At 44.1% G+C, this 19343-nt stretch carries 25 protein-coding genes; 2 read left to right on the forward strand and 23 right to left on the reverse strand.

Annotated features, from left to right (window positions below; all coding sequences use genetic code 11):
* Positions 1-10 precede the first annotated feature (10 nt).
* From AC566Q_RS21115 to AC566Q_RS21135, 5 genes are all read right to left on the reverse strand, one after another.
* Positions 11-952, reverse strand: a complete 942-nt coding sequence (locus AC566Q_RS21115) for a sulfotransferase family protein (protein ID WP_499610483.1) — start codon at positions 950-952, stop codon at positions 11-13.
* Complete coding sequence (locus AC566Q_RS21120; protein WP_499610486.1) at positions 945-2024, reverse strand: hypothetical protein; 1080 nt, start codon at positions 2022-2024, stop codon at positions 945-947. Before AC566Q_RS21120 ends, AC566Q_RS21115 begins: the two co-directional genes overlap by 8 nt.
* Positions 2025-2039: 15 nt before the next feature.
* Positions 2040-3206, reverse strand: a complete 1167-nt coding sequence (locus AC566Q_RS21125) for a hypothetical protein (RefSeq protein ID WP_499610489.1) — start codon at positions 3204-3206, stop codon at positions 2040-2042.
* An 8-nt stretch (positions 3207-3214) separates the two neighbouring features.
* The gene (locus tag AC566Q_RS21130; RefSeq protein ID WP_499610491.1) at positions 3215-7024 is read right to left on the reverse strand and encodes a coiled-coil domain-containing protein; all 3810 of its coding nucleotides are present in this window, start codon (positions 7022-7024) and stop codon (positions 3215-3217) included.
* A gap of 213 nt (positions 7025-7237) precedes the next feature.
* Positions 7238-8194: an IS1595-like element ISAma5 family transposase gene (locus AC566Q_RS21135; RefSeq protein WP_499610494.1), complete on the reverse strand. Its 957-nt coding sequence runs from the start codon at positions 8192-8194 to the stop codon at positions 7238-7240.
* Between the two features lie 126 nt (positions 8195-8320).
* On the opposite strand from AC566Q_RS21135, the gene AC566Q_RS21140 reads away from it, so the two are divergent.
* Positions 8321-8500 carry a hypothetical protein gene (locus AC566Q_RS21140; RefSeq protein WP_499610497.1) on the forward strand — a complete coding sequence of 60 codons (180 nt, stop codon included), beginning with the start codon at positions 8321-8323 and terminating at the stop codon, positions 8498-8500.
* Between the two features lie 138 nt (positions 8501-8638).
* Complete coding sequence (locus AC566Q_RS21145; RefSeq protein ID WP_499610500.1) at positions 8639-9022, forward strand: hypothetical protein; 384 nt, start codon at positions 8639-8641, stop codon at positions 9020-9022.
* A 111-nt stretch (positions 9023-9133) separates the two neighbouring features.
* On the opposite strand, the gene rplQ is transcribed toward AC566Q_RS21145, so the two are convergent.
* From rplQ to AC566Q_RS21235, 18 genes are all read right to left on the reverse strand, one after another.
* Positions 9134-9535, reverse strand: coding sequence for a 50S ribosomal protein L17 (gene rplQ / locus AC566Q_RS21150; protein WP_070176332.1), 402 nt, complete (start codon positions 9533-9535; stop codon positions 9134-9136).
* A 40-nt stretch (positions 9536-9575) separates the two neighbouring features.
* Positions 9576-10565 (reverse strand): DNA-directed RNA polymerase subunit alpha, encoded by a 990-nt coding sequence (locus tag AC566Q_RS21155; protein WP_123324765.1) that lies wholly within the window; start codon positions 10563-10565, stop codon positions 9576-9578.
* A 19-nt stretch (positions 10566-10584) separates the two neighbouring features.
* Positions 10585-11205 (reverse strand): 30S ribosomal protein S4, encoded by a 621-nt coding sequence (gene rpsD, locus AC566Q_RS21160; protein ID WP_070176334.1) that lies wholly within the window; start codon positions 11203-11205, stop codon positions 10585-10587.
* Positions 11206-11229: 24 nt separating this feature from the next.
* Positions 11230-11622: a 30S ribosomal protein S11 gene (gene rpsK / locus AC566Q_RS21165; protein ID WP_012519215.1), complete on the reverse strand. Its 393-nt coding sequence runs from the start codon at positions 11620-11622 to the stop codon at positions 11230-11232.
* Positions 11623-11638: 16 nt separating this feature from the next.
* Complete coding sequence (rpsM, locus tag AC566Q_RS21170; protein WP_070176335.1) at positions 11639-11995, reverse strand: 30S ribosomal protein S13; 357 nt, start codon at positions 11993-11995, stop codon at positions 11639-11641.
* Positions 11996-12160: 165 nt separating this feature from the next.
* A complete protein-coding gene (gene rpmJ / locus AC566Q_RS21175; RefSeq protein ID WP_070176336.1) occupies positions 12161-12277 on the reverse strand; it encodes a 50S ribosomal protein L36 in 117 nt (38 codons plus the stop codon).
* A 25-nt stretch (positions 12278-12302) separates the two neighbouring features.
* The gene (secY, locus tag AC566Q_RS21180; RefSeq protein WP_123324766.1) at positions 12303-13622 is read right to left on the reverse strand and encodes a preprotein translocase subunit SecY; all 1320 of its coding nucleotides are present in this window, start codon (positions 13620-13622) and stop codon (positions 12303-12305) included.
* 5 nt (positions 13623-13627) lie between these two features.
* Positions 13628-14062 (reverse strand): 50S ribosomal protein L15, encoded by a 435-nt coding sequence (rplO, locus tag AC566Q_RS21185; RefSeq protein ID WP_499610508.1) that lies wholly within the window; start codon positions 14060-14062, stop codon positions 13628-13630.
* 3 nt (positions 14063-14065) lie between these two features.
* Complete coding sequence (rpmD, locus tag AC566Q_RS21190; RefSeq protein ID WP_014950907.1) at positions 14066-14245, reverse strand: 50S ribosomal protein L30; 180 nt, start codon at positions 14243-14245, stop codon at positions 14066-14068.
* Between the two features lie 6 nt (positions 14246-14251).
* On the reverse strand, positions 14252-14752 hold the full coding sequence (rpsE, locus tag AC566Q_RS21195) for a 30S ribosomal protein S5 (RefSeq protein ID WP_070176339.1): 501 nt from the start codon (positions 14750-14752) through the stop codon (positions 14252-14254).
* Positions 14753-14761: 9 nt separating this feature from the next.
* Positions 14762-15115, reverse strand: coding sequence for a 50S ribosomal protein L18 (gene rplR, locus AC566Q_RS21200; RefSeq protein ID WP_105934291.1), 354 nt, complete (start codon positions 15113-15115; stop codon positions 14762-14764).
* Between the two features lie 12 nt (positions 15116-15127).
* Positions 15128-15661 (reverse strand): 50S ribosomal protein L6, encoded by a 534-nt coding sequence (gene rplF / locus AC566Q_RS21205; protein ID WP_105934290.1) that lies wholly within the window; start codon positions 15659-15661, stop codon positions 15128-15130.
* A gap of 13 nt (positions 15662-15674) precedes the next feature.
* The gene (gene rpsH, locus AC566Q_RS21210; protein ID WP_105934289.1) at positions 15675-16067 is read right to left on the reverse strand and encodes a 30S ribosomal protein S8; all 393 of its coding nucleotides are present in this window, start codon (positions 16065-16067) and stop codon (positions 15675-15677) included.
* A 12-nt stretch (positions 16068-16079) separates the two neighbouring features.
* Positions 16080-16385 (reverse strand): 30S ribosomal protein S14, encoded by a 306-nt coding sequence (gene rpsN / locus AC566Q_RS21215; protein ID WP_070125769.1) that lies wholly within the window; start codon positions 16383-16385, stop codon positions 16080-16082.
* Between the two features lie 11 nt (positions 16386-16396).
* Positions 16397-16936: a 50S ribosomal protein L5 gene (gene rplE, locus AC566Q_RS21220; protein ID WP_499610514.1), complete on the reverse strand. Its 540-nt coding sequence runs from the start codon at positions 16934-16936 to the stop codon at positions 16397-16399.
* A gap of 16 nt (positions 16937-16952) precedes the next feature.
* Positions 16953-17267, reverse strand: a complete 315-nt coding sequence (gene rplX / locus AC566Q_RS21225; RefSeq protein WP_105934287.1) for a 50S ribosomal protein L24 — start codon at positions 17265-17267, stop codon at positions 16953-16955.
* A 12-nt stretch (positions 17268-17279) separates the two neighbouring features.
* A complete protein-coding gene (gene rplN / locus AC566Q_RS21230; protein ID WP_105934286.1) occupies positions 17280-17648 on the reverse strand; it encodes a 50S ribosomal protein L14 in 369 nt (122 codons plus the stop codon).
* 281 nt (positions 17649-17929) lie between these two features.
* Positions 17930-19312, reverse strand: coding sequence for a DUF4397 domain-containing protein (locus AC566Q_RS21235; protein WP_105934285.1), 1383 nt, complete (start codon positions 19310-19312; stop codon positions 17930-17932).
* Positions 19313-19343 lie beyond the last annotated feature (31 nt).

Genomic DNA, 19343 nt, shown 5'->3' on the forward strand with positions numbered 1-19343 from the left:
CGATCTCTCGTTACAATTCATAGTGAAATCTGTCCGCTATTGTTCGGTAGCTTTGCGACTTTTTAATTTCTTCTTGCATTTCGTTACTTACTTCTCGTCTAGTTCTTTTAGAAATGTTTGAACTCTTTCGCCCACTGTCTCCAGTAACTACAGCTGTGTCAAAGAAATCGAGAAAACTATCAACAAAGTCAAGCTCCATATACTCACAGATTAACTTCATTTGCTCGATGGGATTTTCGACAAAAGCTTCATATTTAAATACCTGAGAATTGTCATAGTTATCCAAGAAAGTAACATATCGCCGACAATATTCTTCAAAATTGTTTGGTGAAAAATGAGCCCAATCATTATTTTTCAAAGATAAGTAAGAATCTATTGGGTCTCTTACCGTCACGACGGATTTTATCGTAAAACTATGACTTAAACTTTTCACTACCTCTGAGTATCCCGTCTCCCGATCGCCTACACAATAATCAGAGTGGGTATGCTCCCTGATAACCAGTTTACTTCCAATTTCGCTTAAGAATTCAGATACACGCTTAACACTTGAATCTAATATGTTTCTAGATAACTCATCAATGTTCGGCAATTTGCCATATCGGCAGAGTGATATGACGTCTGTTGGTCTAAACTCTGTGTTATTTCCAAGGTTTAAATGAGTCGTTGGATGAACTTCACTCAGCAAATAAGTATTCGGCATAGAAGAGATACACTTTGAAATCAGTGTTCCACCGCTACATGCAAAATGATGTAAAACTCTTATCAAAGGCTTTTCGCTTTGCTTTTTATCTACGATATCAGCACATCGCTGAAGTAAACTAGCCGTTCCCTTAACAATGTTATCATGTGTACTATCTTCAACTGGGAAATCACCGAGTCTCTCCTGAAGTAAGCTCAAAGCTCCATTGAGTTCTTCATTTATTTGACTGAAGTCTGCTAGGCTTTTACTCATCAAACTTCCTTGCGATCTCTGGATAATTTTGTTCTAGCTTGTAGTAAAATTCGGAGGCTTGTTTTAACTTAACGTAAAGCTCGCTAATTAAATCAGTTAACTCTTTTTCTGATTGTACTTTTTTAGAATATTGAACCCTAATGTTATCCAGATCTGCCTGAAGCTTGAGGTTCAGTTTGCATGTAGTTTTAAGAACACTAGCTTCTTGCTCTCGCTCTTCTTTAAGCTTTTTAGCTTCTGATAACCAGGACTGCTTCTCATCTTCAAAGCGGTTACTTTGCTGTTCTAACTGTTGCTTATTTTTTTCACTTTCCACTTCAAGATTAGCCACTTGCTCTTGCGCTTGCTGCAGTTGCTTTTGTAATGATTGGGATTCTTTTTTCGTTGCTTCCAGTGCCTCAGTTTGCTTTTGGAAATCTGCATTTAGCGAAGTAAGTTCGCTCTGCATTTCTTTCTCACGGCTGAAGTATTTGGAGTAAAGAAAACCAGTAATACCATTTTCGTTCAAATTAAAATTAGTAAGATTGAACCCTTCTATTTTTTGTCTGACTTCCCAAGCTGTCGCATAATAGTTAGCATTCTTTGGATCTATCAGTATGTAATCAAATGCGTTCAACTTTTCTGCTGCATGCTGAATCAACGTAGTTTCTGAACCTGGTACAGAAAAAATTAATAAGTTTATCTTTTCTTTACCGAAAGGTAACTCAGATAGTAATTCAGCAAATGGTTTTCCGCTTCTTTGTTCGTTAGCGAGTAATTTCAGGTTAGGGCGTGATTTTAGCTTCTCTGAAGGTGCAGCAAGTGAGTTATAGCGCGGATTTGAAAACTCGTAAATTGGAACTGGCTCTGAACCAGGAGTTACCCACTCATTAACTATGCGAACATTACTTACTTTCTTTGTTCTTTTTTCTAAGGCTGCGGCCAGTTGTTTATTTGCCTCAATGCACACGAGTAAATCAGGCTGCAGAGCAATAATTTCACCCAAATCACTACCGCTACCTGCTCCCACAACTACAACGGAGCCAAGCTTTTGGTTTAATGTTCCTTCGAGGAACTCTAACTCTTTGATCATTTAATCTGGCTCCTCTCAGCTCACAACCCATGTTAAGCAATCTTCAAAAAGACTGCTGTAATAGCTACTACATCTCGTAGGCATAGGCTTATCATTAGTTTTGTCAGCAAAATCGGTTAGTGAATGATAATAAGTTATGCCTAACCGTTCGATTTCCCTGTGCATCCAAAAAGGTTGTTGGCTCATAAAAATGATTGGCAAATTGTAATAGCCGCATAGCCAGACTAAACCGGAACTTTTATTTTGGTAAGTTTGATTATCGTAAGTACATACGACTCCCGAGAGGCTAGTTATAACAGACTGAAGCTCATCTTTAGACCAAAAACGGGTATATATTTGTACCTGGGCCGGGTAGTCTTTTTCCAAGCGTTTCAATGTATATATAACTGCCGCTAATTCCGGATAGTCCCACGCTAATGTGTATTGTACCGTTAATTTAACTTTTCCATTGAATTTAGCAATCGCTTTGGTGATAACTTCGGGTAAACGTAAAAACCCTTTGTTCTCCTTGGCGTCGCCCATATATAACAGGAGGTGTGGGGTTTCCGAACTTGCTGTTTTTTGTTTGTTTAAGCTACTCCAGGGTAACAAATAACATGGGTGGAAGCCCTGAATAGTGATACCCAGGTCTTCATAATACTCTCTCGTTTCCCAGTCCGATGCGAATAGCTTCACCTCTGAGCGTTTAGCCAATTGCCCGAACGAATATTTATAAAGCCATTCACTTTTATAATTAATTTTTAGCGGCTTAAACATACAGCTTACTTTATGTGTACATAGGTACCGTTCACCACTCATTGTTAGTGCTAGGCTAATTGCACTGGCATGTTCCCAGTTCAAGCAGGGGTAAAAACACACTACCTCATTGTTAGCACTTCCTTGAGCAGCTAGTTTAATAGCACGAGCATACTCCCAAGCCAGTAGTCTTATGTAGTTCTGCATACCACTTAAGTTTAAATCCAGGCTGTCTTCGTAATGTTGATAAAAGTTAGTTGAGAAAAATCGATGAACCTGAATGCTGTTATTTTTTGCTTTAATTTCGAGATCGTTATCAAGCTGTTGATGAGTGAGTACACAAACCTTAGCTCCTCCGCTTTCGGAATGAATTAACGTTTCCAAAAGCGCAGCATGATGGCCTCCGGCTTCCATCATGCCAGGATCGATAACGAATACAGATTTCATAGCAAATTTTAAAGTATGCTTTGCTTACGATTAAGCATGTTTACCCAAAGGCGCTTCACCAGTTCATCAACTTCACTACTACTTTCCAGCTCGGTGCAGATTTGATCGTATGCCTCTACTAACCAGCTAAATTCTGCTTGGCGCTCATTCGTTATTTCACCCATAAGTGCCTCTGCGGGTATCAAAACTCTTGGGCCATACTCGTCTTCACCAAAAAATTCGCTGTCATGGTAAATAACATCAGGCTCACCATTTCGAAGTTCTACAAAGAGTTCAGCATCAAAGGTATCCGCATTGATATTCTGGGCTTTTAACTTCACCTTGGTAATATCATCAGGTTTGCTAAATAGCACATGCTGGTAGCTGCCCATACTTACCACTTCGTTAACTGAAAATAATGCTTCGGGAACCGCTGGTTTGTCAGCATCAACCTCAGGCTGTTGCTCTTGAGACAACAATTCGATTGCACTAATCCAGTCCTTCTTAGGCCGTTGCATTTCTGCATGCTGCACTTCGGCTTTTTCGATAATACTTGTGAGGTTGTTTGCTAAATGCGTAATAAGATTGAGATCTGGCGTAGCTAAGTCCGACAGGGAATTTAGATCTCCCAGTTGCACGATTAGCTTATGACCATACTCATCGGCCGTTTCTGGTGGCCAGGATAGTAACGGTGGTGTTCCATCTTCCAGCGCTCTGTACTCCAGCGCAATCTCATTACTAAAAGGTTGCTCATCGCCTGTTACATTGGATGCAGCCACTTTTAGCTCTAATCTTTCCTGCCAGTTGTCGCCAACCAGCACATTTTTAAACTCAAGCCACAAGTGCTCATAACCACTGGTTTGAAACTCTTCTTTTAAAACTACGTTATCGAAGCTTAACCACGCTGGTACACTCTCAGTTGCTTCGAGTAGCTCAATAGCAGCCAAACGCCATGAGCGCCACTCCGAGGCGTCGATTTGAACTTCGCATTCGATGGATTGATTTTGGAGTAACTCTGCTATTAGCATGATGGTGCTCATGACCAACACGCGCTCACTTGCATTCATACGGTTAAATACAAGCTTCTGCTGTTCTGTTTGCTCGGCCGGAGGATTGGCATAAAACCGTAAAAACGGGCCGTATTCATCAGTTGTATCATCAAAATGTTGGAATAAATTACCTTCTGATGTGTCTCTGAACTCTACGGCAATGTGATCACCAACATTAGCGAGTTTCACAGGTAATTCTGCAAACTCTTTACCGCAACCCAAACGTACATCATTTAGTACAAAGTGAATATCCTGATATCCATCGTCAGCATATTTACCAATTACTTTTATGCCCGCTGCCATTGCTTTGGAAAACACTTTTTGCCGTTGATTTGCCATGGTTTTAACACTTACTCCTTTATTCTGTGCTTCCTGATAGGCCTGATAGTAATATTCGAGCTCCTCTTGAAGCTGACTTATTTGTAATGAGGCTAGCTCTAATTCTGCTTGATGAAACTCTTTGTTTTTCGTCATACCGGCTTCTGATTCTTTCAACTGGTTCTCTAGTTTATCTTTCAGTTCTTTAATCTGTTCGTTTCTTTTTATTTGCTGTGCAAGTTGTGACTGTAGCTCCCCAATGAGTGCCCGGCTCTTTTTACTCTGCGACTGCGTTGCTGCATCAACTTGTTGTGTTAAGCTTTTACACTTGCTTTCAAGTTCTGAGTTTTGCTTATCTAACTGCACACTTTCTGTTTGTAACCTGACTATTTCGGATTCGGCAGCGTCCTTCTCCGATTGAAGTTGGTTATAATCTTTGGCTAACCCTTCCGAACTTTTCGTTTGTTCAGTAAGTTGTTTTGTCAATGTCTGTTGTTTGGTTAGCTCTACCAGCGTTGCTTCTAACTCTTCTTGTAACTGGGCCACGTGCATCTCTGCAAGCGATTTATCAGATGTTAACCCCTCAATTTTTTCTGCATCTTCTTGAACCATTGCCTGAGATTCTTTTAGTCTTTCAGGGAGCGGGCTTAACACATCAATTTGTGAAACCGTTGATTCAAGCTCTTCTTGCAATTGAGCAATCTGTATCTCTGCAAGAGATTTATCAGAAGTTAACTGCTCAATTTTTTCTGAATACTCTTGAACCATTGCCTGAGATTCTTTTAGCCTTTCAGGAAGCGGGCTTAACACATCAATTTGTGAAACCGTTGATTCAAGCTCTTCTTGCAACTGTGCTATTTGCAGTTCCGCCAACTCATATTGCTGGGTGACTGATTCTAATTTAGCCGGGAGTTGTTCTAATTCCGCAAGACGTTTATTTGCTTTTTCGAGCTTCTCTGAAGCTCTCTGATATTGCTCTTCAAATGCTTTTTTATCTTGTACAGCTTGTTTGTTGTCAGAGTTAGCTTGCTCCAGTTGCTGTGTAACAGCCTTATGCTCGGCCACTATACGACGATTCTCTTCTACACACGCATTAATTTCTGATTGCTGTTGATCTTTTGCTTCTACAAGCTGCTCTTTTTCGGCAAGCAAGTTTTCCTGGCTTTGTTGCAACTCTGCAATTTTTTTCTTGAGCGCAGTTACTTGATGATTTTGCTCAGCTAGTACACCCGTTTGCTTATTAAGCTGTTCATCTTTTTCATGACAGGCTTGTTTTGTTGCTTCAAGAATCTTCTCCAACTCTTTCTTGGCCTGTATTTCGGCTTGAAGCAGTTGCTTGTATTCCTCTAACTCTTTAACAATTTCTTGTTGTTCTTTTTCTAGATTTGCAGAGTGTTGCTGGGCTTGCTCAATTCTTTTATCGTATTCTGCCACTATTTGTTCTTTATTTTCTGTGGCTTCTTTGAGCTTCGTATTGGTTGAATTGAGTTGCTGTTGCAAGCTTTCCAGTTTTTCAGCCTGTTGCTTATTTAACGTTTTGCTTTGCCCTAGCTGGTCATTTAGCTCGGAAATATTTTCTTCGAATGCTTGCTTGGTATTTTTTAAAGACTCTAAGTGTGATTCAAGTTCTTTAACCCGCTCTTTATGAGTCTCGCTCATTTGGTTAAGCGCTTGCTCAACATCATTCTTTTCTGATTTGATCTTTTCAAGGGTAGCCTGTACATCGCCCTGTTTAGTCTCAGTATCATTAAGTTGCTTCTGAAGCTCCTGAATTCGCGCAGCTTTAGCCTGAATTTCTCGGTAATTAACCGTTAACGTTTCTAGTACTGACTTACCAACTGCCTCAGCTTTTGATTTTAGCTCTTCAGCCTCAGGGCCTAAGTGAACCGTAAACTCGCCGAATAGCTTACCAATTGATAATGCCTCGTCGTAAAGGGCGAAAGCATCGTCTTGTTCAAATAAGTGAAGCGTAGCAAGGTGATTAGCAAACTGTTTTTTTGTGTGCGTAGAAGGCTTAAACTCGGCGGCCTTATTGATTGCGAAAAAATCTTTAAGGAAAAGCGATGAATGTTCTAAAACATCATTAAGGTCGCACAGCGAATACAATTCACTCTCTTCAACCAATGCCATAGCCTGGCTAACTGACTCCTGCCAGCGGTTAATCACCTGCTCGGGTTTAACCGTACCGTTTGAGGTTTCGAGTGCATTTGCTAACGCAGTAGCAGGGGAGCAGTATAGTAACACCAGCTTTTCTGTGGCATCGGCAATGCGTGGTATGTGCTGGCTAAGTGAACTAATGCCTTTTAGTAGTACACATTGGCCTTGGTCATCCGCTTGAATAAGTTTGTCTATCTCATCCACCGAGCTGGTAGTAGCGTCGATAACCTTACTACTTATAGAGTTTTGTTTGAGTAAGTCATTTAAGGGGTTGAGAGGGGTATCTCCCACCGCCACTACAATGGCTTTAGGCATGGTGTCTCCACATACTACGAATATTGACAAACTTGTCCTTGTTAAGCATTTCAGTTTACCGAGTTTGTCAGTTTAATTAAACCTTTGAAAGCTAAGTATAGCGGACATTAATGTGTTTCCTCCCCTTAATAAGAATCGTAATCCAGTTAGAAGGGCTAACATTAATTACACAGCCGACAGATACCAGTAACAATTCGGTATTTTAGTACAGGGCTATGTTCGGATTAACTGTTGTTGAATCGAAAAGAGCCTGTTTTCGTTAAGGTTTTCTGGATTATCCATAAACCTGAACCAACCTAGGTAGTGTTCCAAGTATTTTGTGGCTACTCCGTGAAACCGTTTTATCCACGCTTTCAGACGGCTGTGATAGGCGTTAACATTTTGAATGTGAAAGACTTTATCTATCACCTTAACTCCTCCTGCCACATCTAAGCGCTTGTGTATTAAATCATTTTTCTCAGAAAGAGCTATGTAGGGCTTATAGCCATCACTACACAACACACTGTCTTTCTCTAATTTCCCTGCTAGCTCCTGATGCAGAGCTGCCGATGTAACACTTGGCACAACGGCTTCATACGTATTCTTAGCTCGGTCTCTGACCGTTAAAACTGGCACCCAATCATCCTTTGAACGCCCCCGTTTTTTCGCTTTCATCCCTCTTTTACGGGGCTGACGAGTCATCCGTTTTGAGCCTTTCTCTGAGTAGGGAAAAAGTGTTTCGTCTGCCTCGATAATGCCTTCTAATTTGCTCGCTTTCAGTGCTGATGGTAGCGCCAAGAATCGGTGCCGCCACCTGAACGATGTTTCAAGGTGGAGGCCACATTCTTCGGCACATTTACGCAATGGCTTACTGTCCAGCATACAGCGAATATATTCTAACCAAAGCTCTTTGTACCTCAGTCGAGCTAGCGGTGTCGCCGTTGTCGCTACAAAGGTTTTGCCGCAGTTCTTGCAGCGATAACGCTGCATCTTGTTTACCTTGCCGTGCCGATTGATCAGTGAGCTATGACAGTGCGGACATTCAGGGTTTTCAACCATCCGCTCCTCAAGCTCTGTTATCAACTGTGAGACGCTATCAGTGCCTTTCAGCAGCTTCTCAACATAACGGGTTTGACTATCTGTTAAGTGTTCTAACTCGGCTATAAGCTTTGTAAATTGTGCTGGGATCATGATCAACCCTCAATAACTGTATTCATATACAGTATAGCAACAATTTAGCAGAACATAGCCTAGTACAGTAGTTTGTTTATCAATCTCACCATAAGATTAAATCTCCACTTCACAAAGGAGGCAATAATGTACGAACTAAACTTAACCGAGCAAGAAGCCGTATCTGGCGGTAACCCACTTGTGGTCTATGTCGTTAATTTAGTAGTCGGGGGTATCGTTTATGATGGTTTAAAAGCTGCTTACGAAGAACTATCAAAAACAGAATATGGCGAAACGACTGGTGGTAATATGCAGCGCGGCAGATAATTGGATACGTAGGTTGTATCTATAATGGCTAAACTACTTTCCACTACCGTTGTGTAACCGCAAAATAAGGCCGAAACCAAGATGTTGTCGGTTGCAGTATGGCCTTTCTTCCATCTCATAATGAACAAGGTAGTTACAATGAAGACAACAGACTCACAAAGACATGCCCTGTACCTATACCTAGCTATCGCCTCATTTATACTCTGCTTGTTTTTTCAGACTTTTTATAGATCATTTATTCTTGATAATCAGATCAGTGACTTTGGCATTGCAGGTTCATCGGTGAGTTTTTGGGGGCCATTGTGCGCTATGTTTTACTTCTACTACCGTGATGTATCAGCAAATTCCTTTTCTATTTCAATAGCAACCGCGCTTGGTGCATCAATTTATGAATGTATCCAACCTTTTTTAAAATTAGGTTATTTCGATTGGCTGGATATAATTGCATCCTGTCTGGCTGGCCTGATTTTTCCGTTTATTGTTCACCTAATAAATAAAACTCAACTGACAAAAGAGCCATAAATAAAAACAAGATTGCTCTTTAAGTAGAGACCATAAAACAAAAAACCCGCCAGCGGCGGGTTTTTTAATCGAATCGGTTAAGCGTGAACTTAGCCGTTATCGAGTAATTGCTTACTCTTCAGTTGCTTCCACTGCTTCTTCTTCAGCTTCTACAACCGGACGGTCAACTAACTCAACGTATGCCATAGGCGCGTTGTCGCCAGCACGGAAACCGCATTTTAAAATGCGAAGATAACCGCCTGGGCGAGTTTCGTAACGAGGACCAAGCTCGTTGAACAGTTTACCTACTACTTCTTTATCACCAGTGCGGGCCATTGCCAGACGACGGTTTGCAACGCTGTCTTGCTTAGCCAGAGTGATAAGAGGCTCAATTACGCGACGTAATTCTTTCGCTTTTGGTAACGTCGTTTTGATCACTTCGTGCTTGACCAAAGAACCGGCCATGTTTTTAAACATAGCTTGACGATGGCTGCTGTTGCGATTCAACTGACGACCACTCTTACGATGGCGCATAGTTTTATCCTTCTAAAAAATCAGTTTCTTTTAAACCTGATTAATCTTTTTCAGCGATGCTCTCAGGCGGCCAGTTTTCCAGGCGCATGCCCAGAGAAAGTCCACGTGAAGCGAGAACATCTTTGATCTCAGTTAGCGATTTCTTACCTAAGTTAGGCGTTTTAAGTAACTCAACTTCGGTACGCTGAACCAGGTCACCAATATACTGGATAGCTTCTGCTTTCAGACAGTTAGCAGAACGTACGGTTAATTCCAGGTCATCAACCGGACGCAGCAGAATAGGATCGAACTCTGGTTTCTCTTCTTTCTGCACTGGCTCAGAGATATCACGCAGTTCAACAAAGGCATCCAGCTGTTCAGCCAGGATGGTTGCGCTACGACGGATGGCTTCTTCAGGATCTAAAGTACCATTCGTTTCCATATCAATGATCAGCTTGTCCAGGTCGGTACGCTGTTCTACACGCGCAGATTCTACGGTGTAAGCAATACGCTCTACTGGGCTGTATGATGCATCTACTAATAAACGACCAATTGGACGATCATCTTCTTCAGAGGAACGACGAGTTGACGCTGGAACGTAACCACGACCCATTTCTACTTTGATGCGCATGCTGATTTCAGCTTCGCCGGTTAAAGTACAAACTACGTGCTCAGGGTTTACGATTTCTACGTCACCATCATGCTGGATGTCACCAGCTACAACAGGGCCAGCGCCAGATTTCACCAGAGTCAGAGTCGCTTCGTTTTTGCCTTCTAAGCGTACCGCCAAACCTTTAAGGTTCAACAAGATCTCGATTACATCTTCTTGAACACCTTCTTTGGTGCTGTACTCGTGAAGGACGCCGTCGATCTCAACTTCAGTTACCGCACATCCAGGCATGGATGACAGTAAGATGCGACGTAAGGCGTTACCTAAAGTGTGGCCAAAACCACGCTCCAGGGGTTCCAAAGTTACTTTGGCACGAGTAGGAGAAACGTTTTCGATCTCAACTAATCTCGGTTTAAGGAATTCAGTCACAGAACCCACAATGCTTCCTCTTTAGTTAGCTTTACTTAGAGTAAAGTTCGACGATCAACTGTTCGTTAATTTCGGCAGACAAGTCAGTTCTTTCAGGAACACGCTTGAACGTACCTTCCATTTTGTTGCTGTCTACTTCAATCCAGGTTGGCTTCTCACGCTGTTCAGCCAGTTCCAAAGCAGCCGCGATACGCGCTTGCTTTTTAGCTTTTTCACGAACAGAAACCACGTCTTCGGCAGTAACGTTAAACGATGGAATGTTTACCACTTTGCCATTTACTAAAATAGCTTTGTGGCTAACCAGCTGACGTGCTTCTGCACGAGTACTGGCAAATCCCATACGATAAACTACGTTATCAAGACGCTGCTCAAGAAGTTGCAACAGGTTTTCACCAGTGTTGCCTTTCAGACGAGCGGCTTCTTTATAGTAGTTACGGAATTGCTTTTCTAAAATGCCGTACATACGACGGACTTTTTGCTTTTCACGCAGCTGCACACCGTAGTCAGACAGACGACCACGACGGGCACCGTGTTGACCAGGCGCCGTTTCGATTTTACATTTAGAATCGATTGCGCGAACGCCGCTTTTCAGGAACAGGTCAGTTCCTTCACGGCGGCTAAGCTTGAGTTTTGGACCCAAATATCTTGCCATGTTCTTTCTCCAACTGTCCGTCGATTAAACGCGACGTTTTTTCGGTGGACGACAACCGTTGTGAGGGATAGGCGTCACATCGGTAATGTTTGTGATCTTGTAACCTGTAGCATTCAGGGCACGGATCGCAGACTCACGGCCTGGACCTGGACCTTTAACGAAAACTTCAAGGTTTTTCAGACCGTATTCTTGCGCGGCTACGCCGGCACGCTCAGCAGCTACCTGTGCAGCAAATGGGGTAGATTTACGTGAACCACGGAAACCAGAACCACCAGATGTTGCCCATGCAAGTGCGTTGCCTGAACGATCTGTAATAGTCACAATTGTGTTATTGAAAGACGCATGGATATGAGCCATACCGTCTGCAACCTGACGTTTAGCGCGCTTACGCGTGCTACGAGCTGGTGCTTTTGCCATAACTTATACTCCCCGTTTACTTCTTAATTGGCTTACGAGGACCTTTACGGGTACGCGCATTGGTTTTAGTGCGCTGACCACGTAGAGGCAAGCTACGACGGTGGCGAATACCACGGAAGCAACCCAGGTCCATCAAACGTTTGATGCTCATAGAAACTTCACGACGTAAGTCACCTTCTACAGTGAATAACGCCACTTGTTCACGAAGCTTCTCGATTGTAGCTTCATCAAGCTCTTTGATTTTTGTATCTTCTGCAACACCAGCGCCTGCACAAATGCTTTTCGCACGTGTAGGACCAACGCCGAAGATTGCCTGAAGGGCGATCACAGCGTGCTTGTGCTCAGGAATGTTAATGCCAGCGATACGGGCCATTAACAGCACTCCTCTTAATTATAGTCGACGGCCTAAAAAGCCCGATAGGATACTTACCCGTCGAACAAATTGCAAATAAAAGGTGATTAATTCATCTGCGCCGAAAGCAGAACCTGATGTCAGGTTCTGCTTACAGTTTTAACAAATTACTCACCGTTATGGTGATTAGCCCTGACGCTGCTTGTGCTTAGGGTCAGAACTACAAATCACACGCACAACACCGTTGCGCTTGATGATTTTGCAGTTACGGCAAATCGTTTTAACTGATGCACGAACTTTCATTACATCACTCCGTAGTAGGCTTATCTTAGCGGCCGTAGCCTTTAAGATTCGCTTTCTTCAGAACAGACTCATACTGACTGGACATCAGATGGGTCTGCACCTGTGCCATAAAGTCCATGATAACAACTACGATAATCAACAGTGACGTTCCACCGAAGTAGAAAGGCACGTTCCACGCAATCAACATGAACTCGGGCACTAAACAAATAAAGGTTATATACATTGCGCCAGCAAGTGTCAGGCGAGTCATTACCTTATCGATATAACGTGAGGTTTGTTCACCCGGGCGGATGCCTGGGATAAATGCACCGGATTTCTTCAGGTTGTCTGCTGTATCACGCGGGTTAAATACCAGCGCAGTATAGAAGAAGCAGAAGAAGATAATCGCTACTGCATATAACATCACGTACAACGGCTGACCAGGCGACAGCAATAACGCCACGTCCTGTAACCATGCCATTGATTCATTTTGTCCAAACCAGCCCGCAATGGTACCAGGGAACAGAATGATACTGGAAGCAAAGATTGGTGGGATAACCCCGGCCATGTTTACTTTTAGTGGTAAGTGCGTACTTTGCGCAGCGTAAACCTTACGGCCCTGCTGACGTTTAGCATAGTTTACCACAATACGACGCTGGGCGCGTTCTACAAACACTACCAGGTACGTTAAGCCTACTACAATGGCGCCAATCAACAGCAGCAACAACATATTGATGTCGCCCTGTCTTGCTTGTTCCGCGGTCTGACCTATCGCTGTTGGCAGACCGGCAACAATACCAGCAAATATCAAAATGGAGATACCGTTACCGATACCCCGCTCGGTAATTTGCTCACCCAGCCACATCAGGAACATTGTCCCGGTGACCAGGCTTACTACCGCTGTAAAGTAAAATCCGAAGCCAGGATTAATCACCAAACCACTAATCAGGTTAGGCAGGCCGGTAGCAATACCGATAGACTGGAACGTTGCCAGTACCAGCGTTAAATAACGCGTATACTGACTAATTTTACGTCTGCCTGCTTCACCTTCTTTTTTCAACTCAACCATTGGCGGATGCACAACAGAGAGCAGCTGCATAATAATCGATGCAGTAATGTATGGCATAATCCCCAAAGCCAGAACTGATGCACGCTCAAGCGCACCACCGGAGAACATGTTAAACATTTCTACGATAGTACCTTTTTGTTGCTCGAACAGTTGCGACAGTACTGCAGCATCGATACCAGGAATAGGCACATATGAACCCAACCGGAATACTACAATCGCACCAAGTACGAACAACAACCTTGCTTTAAGCTCACTCAAGCCGCTTTTTGCGCCCGAATCCAATCCTGGTTTCGCCATTTAGCTTATTCCTCTACTTTACCGCCAGCAGCTTCAATCGCCTCTTTGGCACCTTTAGTAACCTTCAACCCGCTAACAGTAACAGCGCGTGATACTTCACCGCTCTTCAGCACTTTAACGAACAGTACGTCTTTTTTAATCAGACCCGCTGCTTTTAAAGTGTCTACCGTTACTGTGTCGCCTTCGACCTTAGCGATTTCAGTCAGTGTAACCTGATCGGATACAAAGCTCTTACGAGAGGTGAAACCGAACTTAGGCAGACGGCGCTGAATAGGCATCTGACCACCTTCGAAGCCTGGCTTGATAGAACCGCCTGAACGGCTGGTTTGGCCTTTATGACCACGACCACCAGTTTTACCAAGACCAGAACCGATACCGCGACCTACACGCTTAGCGCTTGGCTTTGATCCTTCGGCAGGAGAAATTGTGTTTAAACGCATGTCTTACTCCTCCACGATCTCAACCATGTAATATACACGGTTGATCATGCCACGAACGGCTGGGGTATCTTCGAGTTCACGAACATGGTTGATTTTACGCAGGCCTAAACCTTTAAGCGTCGCTTTGTGCTTTGGCAGACGGCCAATTGCACTTTTAGTTTGCTTTACTTTAATCGTTGCCATGTCTGATTACCCCAAAATTTCTTCTACAGACAATCCGCGTTTGGCAGCGATACCGGCTGGCGAGTTCATCTCGGTCAGCGCGTTAACGGTTGCACGTACAACGTTGATTGGGTTTGTAGAGCCGTAACATTTTGAAAGTACGTTCTGCACACCAGCTACTTCAAGTACTGCACGCATTGCACCACCGGCGATGATACCGGTACCTTCTGATGCAGGCTGCATGTAAACTTTAGAGCCAGAGTGACGACCTTTAATAGGGTGCTGCAGTGTGTGACCGTTAAGGTCTACACTAACCATGTTACGACGGGCTTTTTCCATCGCTTTTTGGATAGCGGCTGGCACTTCACGTGCTTTACCGTAACCAAAACCAACACGGCCATTGCCGTCACCCACTACTGTCAATGCAGTGAAGCTGAAAATACGACCACCTTTAACCACTTTAGAAACGCGGTTAACGGCAATCAATTTTTCAAGCATTTCACCTGTTTGAACTTCTTGTTTAGCCATTATTAACTCCTAGAACTGAAGGCCAGCTTCGCGAGCTGCATCAGCTAATGCTTTAACGCGACCGTGGTATTTGAAACCGCTGCGATCAAAAGCAACATCTTTGATGCCTTTTTCGATAGCGCGTTCTGCGATTGCTTTACCTACTAAAGCCGCTGCTTCAGCGTTGCCAGTTGATTTCAGATCTTTAGCCAGATCTTTTTCAACCGTAGAAGCCGCCGCCAATACTTCAGCACCGCTAGGAGCGATTAACTGAGCATAGATGTGGCGAGGTGTACGGTTAATCACCAGGCGATGCGCGGCCAGTTCACGAATTTTAGCGCGTGCGCGAGTTGCGCGACGCAAGCGTGCTGTTTTCTTATCCATCGTATCACCCACCTACTTTTTCTTAGCTTCTTTACGACGTACATGCTCGTCTGCATAACGAACACCTTTACCTTTGTAAGGCTCTGGTGGACGGTACGCGCGGATGTTCGCCGCAACCTGCCCAACGACCTGCTTATCGGCGCCTTTCACGACGATTTCAGTTTGGCTAGGAGTTTCAACTGTGATGCCCTGAGGCATTTCGTATGCTACAGGGTGAGAGAAACCCAGTGTCAGGTTTAGTTTGTTACCTTGTGCCTGCGCACGGTAACCAACACCATTCAGCTGCAGTTTTTTCTCAAAACCTTGCGTTACACCAACAACCATTGAATTTAACAGCGCGCGAACAGTACCAGCCTGAGCCCAGCCATCAGGGAAACCTTCACGAGGTAACGCCTTAACCTGGTTCTCTTCCTGTACTACTTCAACTGCGTCGTTAAATACGCGGGTTAATGTACCGTTTTTACCTTTGATTGTGACTTCTTGACCTGAGATAGAGATCTCTACGCCAGAGGCGAGGTCAACAGGGGCCTTTGCTACACGTGACATTTCAACTCCTCCGTTACGCTACATAACCGATGATCTCACCGCCCATGCCTGCTTTACGCGCAGCACGGTCAGTCATCACACCTTTAGAAGTTGACACGATAGCAACACCTAAACCACCCATTACTTTTGGCAGCTCATCTTTTTTCTTATAGATGCGCAGACCAGGACGGCTTACACGTTCAATAGTGTCGATTACTTGCTTGCCTTCGAAGTACTTAAGAGTCACTTCTAAAACAGGCTTAACGTCACCAGATACAGCGAAGTCTGTGATATAACCTTCAGCTTTAAGAACGCCAGCAATTGCTACACGTTGCTTAGAAGAAGGCATAAGTACAGAAACTTTCTGTGCCATCTGGCCGTTACGGATGCGGGTAAACATATCCGCGATAGGATCTTGCATGCTCATATCAGCTACTCCTTACCAGCTGGCTTTTTTCAAGCCAGGGACTTCACCGCGCATCGCCGCTTCACGCAGCTTGATACGGCTCAGACCGAACTTACGTAGGAAACCATGTGGACGACCAGTAACACGGCAGCGGTTTTGCTGACGAGACTTGGCGCTGTCACGTGGTAATTGTTGCAGCTTCAATACAGCATCCCAACGCTCTTCTTCAGAGGCGTTAACATCGCTGATAATCGCTTTAAGCGCAGCACGTTTTTCAGCATACTTAGCAACAAGCTTTGCACGCTTTACTTCACGAGCCTTCATTGATTCTTTTGCCATAACCCTACACCTTATTTTCTGAATGGGAAGTTGAACGCACTAAGTAATGCGCGCGCTTCTTCGTCAGTGCCAGCACTGCTAGTGATGGTAATATCCATACCACGAACTTTATCTACCTTATCGAAATCGATTTCAGGGAAGATGATTTGTTCGCGCACACCCATGCTGTAGTTACCACGTCCGTCGAACGACTTAGCGTTCAGACCACGGAAGTCACGGATACGTGGAATTGCAATCGAAATTAAGCGCTCTAAGAATTCCCACATGCGCTCGCCGCGCAGGGTTACTTTACAGCCAATCGGATAACCTTCACGGATTTTAAAACCCGCTACTGATTTACGTGCAACTGTAACAATTGGCTTTTGGCCAGCGATAGCAGTCATATCTGCTGTCGCGTGCTCAAGAACTTTCTTGTCAGCAACTGCTTCACCTAAACCCATGTTTAGAGTGATTTTTTCAATCCGAGGGACTTGCATGACGCTTTTGTATCCGAACTGCTTCGCAAGTTCAGCTACTACTGTTTCTTTATAGAAATCATGCAGTTTCGCCATCGTACTCTCCAATAAATTAAACGAGTTCGCCGTTAGACTTAAAGAAACGAACTTTCTTACCGTCTTCTGTACGGAAACCAACGCGATCAGCTTTACCCGTTGCCGGGTTAACTACCGCAACATTAGAAACGTGAATAGATGCTTCTTTCTCAACGATACCGCCAGCTTCACCCAGTTGTGGGTTAGGCTTTTGGTGTTTCTTGACAAGATTTACACCTTCAACGACTACACGGTCATCAGAATTAAGCACACGCACGACTTTGCCTTGCTTGCCTTTATCTTTACCCGCTAATACGACTACTTCATCATCACGACGAATTTTATTAGCCATTATCGTGACTCCTTATAGTACCTCTGGGGCCAGTGAGATGATCTTCATGAAGTTATCACTTCTCAGCTCACGGGTTACCGGTCCAAAGATACGCGTACCAATTGGTTGCTTGTTTGCATTAAGCAAAACAGCCGCATTACTATCGAAACGGATGGTAGAACCATCTGCACGACGAATGCCTTTTCTAGTACGCACCACCACTGCGTTCAGTACATCACCTTTTTTTACTTTACCGCGAGGAATTGCTTCCTTAACAGTAACTTTGATGATGTCACCGATACCTGCATAACGGCGATGCGAGCCACCAAGAACCTTAATACACTGAACCCTGCGAGCGCCGCTGTTGTCGGCAACATCCAGGTTAGTTTGCATTTGGATCATGATTAATGCTCCGCTGTTAATTATGACTCTCTCGAGTCTCCGATTGCGTTAAAAACGATCTTTTTGACCATTTTTAAACCATACCCCGCTAAAAAGGGCGCGAAATAATAACAGAAAAGATGGGGGGAGTGTAGCGGCAATTTGAATTATTTTTAGCTAATCGCGGGTTTTATGCGTTTAACTGTTAAAATATCTTTCCAATGGGCGCAGATGCCGGAATTTACTGGCCGGATGCGTAATGAAACAGCCGGCCGAAGGTGCTTAATATAGTCGATTTTGGCTTAATTTACGATCTTTATTTCATAACCAGAGCTCGTTTCAGCTGGCTCAACGGAAATAAAATAGTTTTTGGTTTCATTAAAGCCGTACAGCGGATACCTGAATAACAAATATTGTTCCTCATTACTGTCCTCATGCACGGCAATGACTTCGTAATAGTCCGCTGGCACTACATCTGAATTGGTCTCGGCAAAGCCAATATGCTGAGTGCTGTATTCGGCGGTATCAATGGTTTCATCATGCCGTACCATGTAAAAATCAACGTCAGCATAATCATCTACCAGATTTACATAGTTGATGGTTTTATCGTAAGCCTGCGATGCCGAACTCTCCACAAAGCTAAGTGATGCCAGTGACGACTCGTTTTGGTAGAGCACAATAGCCTTACTTTCACTCTGATTAAGCGTTATCAGCTTGTTGTTCATGGTGGTCAGGCTGTTATCGGCAATACTGGCGGTAATCCGGTAGTCACCGTATTCTACTTCGGTAAACTCCCCCACCTCGCCGGGCGCAAGTTCTACGCTTATGGCTTGTGCTTCGTTGTCACCGGTAAAGGTAACGGTAACCGGGGAGTCGATATTCAGGCTGTTGTAGATTCGATACTGAGACGTAGCGTCTACATCGGTCACTTCGTAAACGGTAGTTGAGTTTAGTAACACATCAAGCGCCATACCGTTTTGAATAGCACCGGATAAGTCGCGGGTAATCAGCACGTATTCTGTGTTATAGGCCAGGCTGAGGGTGGGTGTTTCAAATATTACTTCATCAGAGCCAGGTTCAGTAAGGTAGATGGTGTATTCGTCTTCATTAAAATCGTCGCTGTCGTCATCGCCGTCCCAGTACGTGTATTCGGTAAGTTCACCACTGGTGATCGTACCCAGATAGTTAGCCGCTTCGAAAGGGTCGCCCGAATCGCTCATATACAAATCGAAGGTGGTGGTGCTATCGAACATGGTGGAGGTGGCCATCAGACGGAAATGGTCTTCCAGCGATTCACGGAAATATTCGTAGGTATCAAATACCGGTGCTTCAAAGTCACCACTCAACACTACCAGCGTTTTGTATGACGTTTTTAGGGTAACGGTGATGGTATCGATCACCACTTCCTGGTCGTCGCTGTCGATGCGATAAAATTCGAGCTCCAAATCGCCCTTTTCACCGGAAATGAGCGCACTGGCATCGCCAAATTGAGCGTAGCCAAGATCCGAGCCATCCACTTCCCGCATGTAAACCGTGGCGCCATTTGGCGACCCGTTGTAAAAGTGCAGGTAAGCTTCATCGTAGTCGCTGTTGGTAGAACTGCCTGAGCCCCCGCAAGCCGTTAACAGCACAGTAAGCAGTGCAGCCATTGCCAGGCGCATTATTATTTTAAAATGGGTGAACATGAGGTATTGCTTCCTTGAGATAATCAAAAGT

The sequence above is a fragment of the Alteromonas sp. H02 genome (assembly GCF_059682525.1).

Excerpts from the sequence above, each read along its gene's own strand:
- rpsD (WP_070176334.1), bottom strand. The coding sequence starts at position 11,205 with ATGGCAAGATATTTGGGTCCAAAACTCAAGCTTAGCCGCCGTGAAGGA.
- rplE (WP_499610514.1), bottom strand. The coding sequence starts at position 16,936 with ATGGCGAAACTGCATGATTTCTATAAAGAAACAGTAGTAGCTGAACTT.
- AC566Q_RS21145 (WP_499610500.1), top strand. The coding sequence starts at position 8,639 with ATGAAGACAACAGACTCACAAAGACATGCCCTGTACCTATACCTAGCT.
- AC566Q_RS21125 (WP_499610489.1), bottom strand. The coding sequence starts at position 3,206 with ATGAAATCTGTATTCGTTATCGATCCTGGCATGATGGAAGCCGGAGGC.
- AC566Q_RS21130 (WP_499610491.1), bottom strand. The coding sequence starts at position 7,024 with ATGCCTAAAGCCATTGTAGTGGCGGTGGGAGATACCCCTCTCAACCCC.
- rplR (WP_105934291.1), bottom strand. The coding sequence starts at position 15,115 with ATGGATAAGAAAACAGCACGCTTGCGTCGCGCAACTCGCGCACGCGCT.
- rpmD (WP_014950907.1), bottom strand. The coding sequence starts at position 14,245 with ATGGCAACGATTAAAGTAAAGCAAACTAAAAGTGCAATTGGCCGTCTG.
- AC566Q_RS21120 (WP_499610486.1), bottom strand. The coding sequence starts at position 2,024 with ATGATCAAAGAGTTAGAGTTCCTCGAAGGAACATTAAACCAAAAGCTT.
- rpsM (WP_070176335.1), bottom strand. The coding sequence starts at position 11,995 with ATGGCCCGTATCGCTGGCATTAACATTCCTGAGCACAAGCACGCTGTG.
- rplQ (WP_070176332.1), bottom strand. The coding sequence starts at position 9,535 with ATGCGCCATCGTAAGAGTGGTCGTCAGTTGAATCGCAACAGCAGCCAT.
- AC566Q_RS21140 (WP_499610497.1), top strand. The coding sequence starts at position 8,321 with ATGTACGAACTAAACTTAACCGAGCAAGAAGCCGTATCTGGCGGTAAC.
- AC566Q_RS21135 (WP_499610494.1), bottom strand. The coding sequence starts at position 8,194 with ATGATCCCAGCACAATTTACAAAGCTTATAGCCGAGTTAGAACACTTA.
- rpmJ (WP_070176336.1), bottom strand. The coding sequence starts at position 12,277 with ATGAAAGTTCGTGCATCAGTTAAAACGATTTGCCGTAACTGCAAAATC.
- rpsK (WP_012519215.1), bottom strand. The coding sequence starts at position 11,622 with ATGGCAAAAGCACCAGCTCGTAGCACGCGTAAGCGCGCTAAACGTCAG.
- AC566Q_RS21115 (WP_499610483.1), bottom strand. The coding sequence starts at position 952 with ATGAGTAAAAGCCTAGCAGACTTCAGTCAAATAAATGAAGAACTCAAT.
- rplO (WP_499610508.1), bottom strand. The coding sequence starts at position 14,062 with ATGCGTTTAAACACAATTTCTCCTGCCGAAGGATCAAAGCCAAGCGCT.
- AC566Q_RS21235 (WP_105934285.1), bottom strand. The coding sequence starts at position 19,312 with ATGTTCACCCATTTTAAAATAATAATGCGCCTGGCAATGGCTGCACTG.
- secY (WP_123324766.1), bottom strand. The coding sequence starts at position 13,622 with ATGGCGAAACCAGGATTGGATTCGGGCGCAAAAAGCGGCTTGAGTGAG.
- rpsH (WP_105934289.1), bottom strand. The coding sequence starts at position 16,067 with ATGAGCATGCAAGATCCTATCGCGGATATGTTTACCCGCATCCGTAAC.
- rpsE (WP_070176339.1), bottom strand. The coding sequence starts at position 14,752 with ATGGCTAAACAAGAAGTTCAAACAGGTGAAATGCTTGAAAAATTGATT.
- rplF (WP_105934290.1), bottom strand. The coding sequence starts at position 15,661 with ATGTCACGTGTAGCAAAGGCCCCTGTTGACCTCGCCTCTGGCGTAGAG.
- rplX (WP_105934287.1), bottom strand. The coding sequence starts at position 17,267 with ATGGCTAATAAAATTCGTCGTGATGATGAAGTAGTCGTATTAGCGGGT.
- rplN (WP_105934286.1), bottom strand. The coding sequence starts at position 17,648 with ATGATCCAAATGCAAACTAACCTGGATGTTGCCGACAACAGCGGCGCT.
- rpsN (WP_070125769.1), bottom strand. The coding sequence starts at position 16,385 with ATGGCAAAAGAATCAATGAAGGCTCGTGAAGTAAAGCGTGCAAAGCTT.